At 76.9% G+C, this 6032-nt stretch carries 1 protein-coding gene; it reads left to right on the plus strand.

Features of this window, described 5'->3' with window-relative positions; all coding sequences use genetic code 11:
- Positions 1 to 6032: SDR family NAD(P)-dependent oxidoreductase (locus tag V7793_RS31790; RefSeq protein ID WP_336013130.1), on the plus strand; the 6032-nt coding region annotated here is incomplete at both ends.

Consider the following 6032-nt stretch of genomic DNA (forward strand, 5'->3'; position numbering starts at 1 on the left):
GAGTTCTACGACCTCGCCCACACGAGCTGCGCCCGGCGCGGCAAGCACCCGTACCGGGCGGCCGTTCTGGCGGACGGGCCGCAGGAGGCGGCGCAGGCCCTGGGGCGGCTGGCCCGCCGCTCCGCGCCGCCCCCGCAGCAGGCTCCGGGGGGCCCGGCCGTCGAGGCCGTGACCGGCGAGGCGGTGCGGCAGGGCAGGATCGCGTTCGCGTTCTCCGGCAACGGCTCGCAGTGGGCGGGCATGGGAGCCGACCTGCTGGCGGCGGAGCCCGCCTTCCGGGCGGCCGTGGAGGCGGTGGACGAAGCGCTGGCCCCGCGGCTGGGCTGGTCGGTCGCGCGCGAGCTGGCGGAGCCCTCGCCGGGGCGTCTGGCGGCCACGGAGGTGGCCCAGCCGCTGCTGTTCACGCTGCAGACCGGCGTGGTGGCCGTGCTGCGCGCCTACGGCATCACGCCGTCGGCCGTCCTGGGCCACAGCGTCGGCGAGGTCGCGGCGGCCTACGCGGCCGGGGCTCTGACCCTCGACCAGGCGGCGTGGGTGATCGCCGAACGCAGCCGGGCCCAGGCGGCGGTGGCCGGCTGCGGGCGGATGGCGGCCGTCGGCATGTCCCGGGAGCAGGCCGCGGAACTGCTGAGCGGATATCCGGGGCTGGAGATCGCGGGGGTCAACACCCGGCGGGACGTCACGGTCGCCGGTCCCCGCAACCAGCTCTACCGGCTGCTGGGGCACCTGGCCGGGCAGGGCGTGGTCTGCGCCGAACTCGACCTGGACCACGCCTTCCACAGCGCCGCCATGGACCCGCTGCGCGCGCCCCTGCACAAGGCCCTCGCGGGCCTGAGCCCGTCCCCCGCGCGCGTGCCCCTGCTCTCCACGGTCACCGGCGGAGCGCTGGAGGGGCCCGAGCTGGACGCGGAGTACTGGTGGCGCAATGTCCGCGAACCGGTGCTGTTCGCGGACGCCGTCGAGCAGGCGCTCGGCCGCGGCGCCGACGTCTTCCTGGAGATCGGCCCCCAGCCGGTGCTGCAGAGCTACCTGCGGCGCATCACCGCCGCCCACGACGCGCCCGGGCTGCGGGCGGTCACCCGCACCCTGCGCAAGGGCGACGACGGCGTGCGGGCCATGCGCACCGCGGTGGCCGCCCTGCTGGCGGCCGGCGCCGAGGCCGACTGGAGCGCCCGCTTCCCGCGCCCGGGGCGGGTCGCCTCGCTGCCCGCCTACCCCTGGCAGCGCGAGCGGCACTGGAGCGGCGGCCCGGAGTCGTGGGTGCGCAGCAGCGGGGACGGCCGTACGGAGCACCCGCTGCTGGGCGAGCGCATGCCGGCGCCGCTGCCGGTGTGGCACGGCGCGGTCGAGCCGGCCCGGCTGGCGTGGGTGGCCGACCACCGGCTCGGCGGGTCCGTCGTCATGCCCGCGACCGCCTATGTGGAGATGGCGCTGGCGGCGGGCCGCCGGGTGCTGGACACCGCGGTGGAGGCCGACCACCTCGAGTTCGTCCGGCCGCTGTTCGTGCCGTGGGGCGAGCCGGGCAGGGTGCACACGCAGGTGTCGTTCGACCCCGAGGACGGGGTGGTGCTGATCAGCAGCACGGACGACCAGGTCACGGCGCAGCGCAGGCACGCGCGCGGGCGGGTGCGCGCCCGGTGGGGCCGGCCTCCGGCGCCGGTCGACCTGGCCGCCGCCCGGGCCCGGTGCGGCCGCCGCGTCAGTGGTGAGGAGCACTACCGGCAGGTCGGCGAGGCCGGTCTCGGCTACGGCCCGTCGTTCCAGGTGCTCGGCGAACTGTGGGCGGGCGAGGGTGAGGTCGTCGCCTTCTACAGCGATCCGGGGCCGCTGGAGGGCCTGGACATCAGCCCGGCCCTGCTGGACGGGGCTGTGCAGACGGGGGCACCCCTGCTGGAGGAGGAGGTCCTCGCGGGGCACACGTACCTGCCGGCGGCGATGGACGCGGTGCGCGTGTGGCGCAGCCCGGCGCCCAAGGGTGCGGTGCACCTGCGCGAGCGGGGCCGGACGGCGACCGAGGTGTGCTGGGACATCACCGTCACCGACGAGGACGGCTCGGTCACGGTGGAGCTGAAGGGGTGCCGCATGCGGCGCCTGACCGGGGCGCGGCGGACGCCGGTGACCCGTCAGGAGACGGTGCTGCGCGCCGCTCCGCGTCCCGGCGCCCCGCCGGCGCCCGGGCCCGTGGCGGTCCCGCAGGAGATCGCCGAACGGGCCGCGGGCCGGATCCTGGCCCTGCGCCGCGACTGGCGCTCGGCCGGCTACCCGCGCTTCGCCGCCCGGCTGCAGGAGGCGGCGGCCCACGCCTACGCCGCCGCGCTCGGCGGTCTGCTGCCGGAGGCGGAGGACTGGTTCACGGTGGGCGACCTGGTCGCGGGCGGGATGCTGCCCCGGCACCGGCAGGCCATGGAGCTGATGCTGACCGCCATGACGCGGTACGGGCTGGCGCGGCAGGATGCGGACGGCCGCTGGCTGCGGGAAGCCGCGCCCGGGTGCGCGATCGGCATGCTGCGCGAGGCCCTGCGGGAGCAGCCGGCGTTCTCCACCGAACTGACCCTGGTCGTACGTCAGTTCCTCCACCTCGGCGAGGTCCTGCGGGGTGCGCGCGACCCGCAGGACCTGCTGGGGGTCGAGGGTGCGACACCGTCCCTCGAACAGCTCTACGACGTGGCGCCGGTGCTGCGCTTCCACAACCGTGTCGCGCAGGCGCTGCTGCGGGAGATCGTAGCGGCCCTCCCGGCCGACCGGCCGCTGCGGGTGCTGGAGATCGGCGCGGGCACCGGCGGGACCACGGCGGCCCTGCTGCCCCTGCTGCCGGCCGACCGCACCCGCTATCTCTTCACGGACGTGTCGTCGTCGTTCTTCGCGCGGGCCCGGCAGCGCTTCGCGGCGTACGACTTCGTGGACTACCGCACCTTCGACGTCGACGCCGACCCCGCGGGCCAGGACCTGCCCGGCGGCGGGTTCGACCTGGTGGTCGCGGCCAATTCCCTGCATACGAGCGCCGATCTGGAGGCGGCCGTGCGCCGGGTGGCGTCGCTCACGGCCCCGGGCGGCCTGCTGCTGGCGCTGGAGAGCCACGACCCGCTGTTCCTGCTGCCCTTGTTCGGCACGCTGGAGAGTTTCTGGAACCGCACGGACACCGGGCTGCGGCTGCGCTCGCCCCTGCTCGGCCGCGAGGAGTGGGACGAGCTCCTCGCGCGGTGCGGATTCACCGGCACCGTACGGACCGGGGACGACGCCGAGCCGGCCTGCGAGGACTTCTCCGTCCTCCTGGCCGCCCGCGCCGGCGGGCCGGTGCGGCCTGCGGCGCTTCCCGCCGCGGGCATCGGCACCGCCTGGGTCGTGGCGTCCGAGACCCCGGAGGAGGACGCGCTGGTGGACAGCACGGCGGGCCTCCTGCGGGCGGCCGACGCCGTGGAGGTGCACACCACCGGGGCCGGCGAGGACCCCGGCGCGTGGGCCCCGCTGCTGTCCCGGGAGACGGTGATCGTCCTGGTGCTGGCACCCGCCGGCGCCGACGACCCGGCCGACGTGGTGGAGCGGGCGACCCGCCGCGGCGCGATGCTGCGCGCCCTCGCCGTGGCGTGCGGACGGCTGACCGGCAGCGAGATCTCCCTGTGGCTGGTGACGCGGCCCTGCGGAGCCGTCCCGGAGCCCGGATCGCCCGGGCCCGCGCCCGCGGACGCCGCCGCGTGGGGCATGGCGCAGTCCTTCGCCAACGAGCAGGCGTCGCTGACGACGCGCCGGATCTCCCTGGCGCGCAGCGGCGACACGGCGGCGGACGCGGAGCGCCTCGCCCGGGAGCTCCTCGCCCCGTCGGAGGAGGCCGAGGTCGTCCTGACGCGCGGCGGCGGCCGGTTCGTCCCGCGCGACCGGGACTTCCCCCGGCCCCTCGTGCCCTCCTCCGCGGTCGACGCGTTCGCCCTGGAGGTCCGCGACCCCGGGCTGTCCTTCCGGCCGGCCTGGGTGGAGAGGCAGCGGCCGGTGCCGGGGCCCGGTCAGGTCCTGGTCGCCGTGCGGGCGGCCGCGCTGAACTACCGCGACGTGGTCCTGGCCACCGGCGCCCTGGCCGGCGAGGACACCGCCGACGGGCGCTTCGACGCGGTGTACGGGCTGGAGTGCGCCGGGACGGTCGCGGCCGTCGGGCCGGGCGTCACGGGGATCGCCGTGGGCGAGCGGGTGTTCGCCAGCGGCTCGGACTGCCTGGCCTCGCACATGGTCACCTCCGCGGACGCCGTGGCCCGGATCCCCGACGGGACGGGCTTCGCCGAGGCGGCCACCTTGCCCGCGGTCTTCCTGACCGTCCACTACGGCCTGGGTTGGCAGGCCGGGTTGGCGGCCGGGGAGACCGTGCTCGTGCACGGCGGGGCGGGGGGCGTGGGGCTCGCGGCCCTGCAGTACGCGCGGCTGCACGGCGCGAACGTCATCGCCACGGCCGGCAGCCCCGCCAAGCGCGACCTGCTGCGCGCCCTGGGCGTCGAGCACGTCCTGGACTCGCGCAGCCTGGCCTTCGCCGGGCGGGTGCGGGAGCTGACCGGCGGGCGCGGGGTCGACGTCGTCCTCAACTCCCTCGCGGGCGAGGCCGTCTCCCGCAGCCTGGAGCTGCTCCGGCCGGGCGGGCGCTTCGTCGAGCTCGGCAAGCGCGACATCCTGGAGAACAACCGGCTGCTGCTGCGCCCCTTCGAGCGCGACCTGGCGTTCTTCGGCGTCAACCTCCTCGCCCTGCTGGCCGACCCCGGGCGGGCGGCCTCCCTGTTCGCCGAGGTGGCGGAGCGCGTCCGGGCGGGCGACTACCGGCCGCTGCCGCACACGGTCTTCCCCGCCGCCCGCGCCGAGGAGGCCTTCCGCCTCCTGCAGCACTCCCGGCACATCGGCAAGGTCGTCGTCTCCTTCGACCCGCTCGACGAACCCGCCCTGGTCGAACCCTGCTCCCGTGCCCCGCACCTCGACCCCGGCGCCACCTACCTCGTCACCGGAGGACTCGGCGGCTACGGCGCGGCCACCGCGCACTGGCTCGCCGACCACGGCGCGCGCCACCTGGCCCTCGTCGGACGCAGGGGAGAACGCACCCCCGGATGCGAGACCCTGATCGCGGACCTGGAGCGGCGCGGGGTGCGCGCCGTGCCCTACGCCGCGGACGTCGCCGACCTGCCCGCCATGCGGCGCGTCGTGGAGGAGGTCGACGCGGGCGGGCACCGGCTGCGCGGCGTGGTGCACTGCGCCATGCACCTGGACGACGCCCCGCTGGAGGAGCTCACCGACGACCGGTTCCGCGCCGTGCTGGCCCCCAAGGCCGGGGGCGCGGCCGTGCTCGACGCGCTCACGCGCGGCCGGGCGGACCTGCAGCTGTTCCTGCTGTTCTCCTCCGTCGCCGCGCGCGTCGGCCAGGTCACCCAGGCCCCCTACGCCGCGGGCAACCTCTTCCTCGAAGCGCTGGTCCGCAGGCGCCGGCGCGACGGCAGGCCGGGGCTGGCCGTGGGGTGGGGCGCCCTCGGCGGCACGGGCTACGTGGCCCGCAACGGCCTCGCGCGCGCCCTGGAGAGCGGCGGCCTGGAGGCCCTGACCCCGCGCGAGGTGTTCGACGCGGCCGGCGTGCTGCTGAGCGACGGCACGGAGGTCGCGGGCGTCGGCCGGTACAACTGGGCACGGATGCGCGCCTGCCTGCCCTCGCTCGGCGCGCCCCGGTACCGGCAGCTGGTTCCCGAGCCCGACGAGGAGACCGGCCGCACCCACGAGGAGATCGTGCAGGCCCTGTCGGCGCTGAGCCCGGCGGACGCCCTGCACGCGCTGGCCGGGAGTCTCGTACGGATCCTGGCCGACATCCTCCACCTCGACCCCGGCCGGATCGACCCGGCCCGGCGGCTCGAGGACTACGGCGTGGACTCCCTCATGGCCGCCGAGCTCCTCGCCACGCTGCGGCGCCGCTTCGACGTCCAGGTGCCGCCCATGGAGCTGATGCGCAGCGGCGGCACGGTCCTCGACATGGCGCGCATCGTCCAGCTGCGGCTGGGCACGGGGACGGACCCGGTCGC

This window comes from Streptomyces sp. KLMMK (assembly GCF_036961605.1).
GTDB classification, from domain to species: domain Bacteria; phylum Actinomycetota; class Actinomycetes; order Streptomycetales; family Streptomycetaceae; genus Streptomyces; species Streptomyces telluris.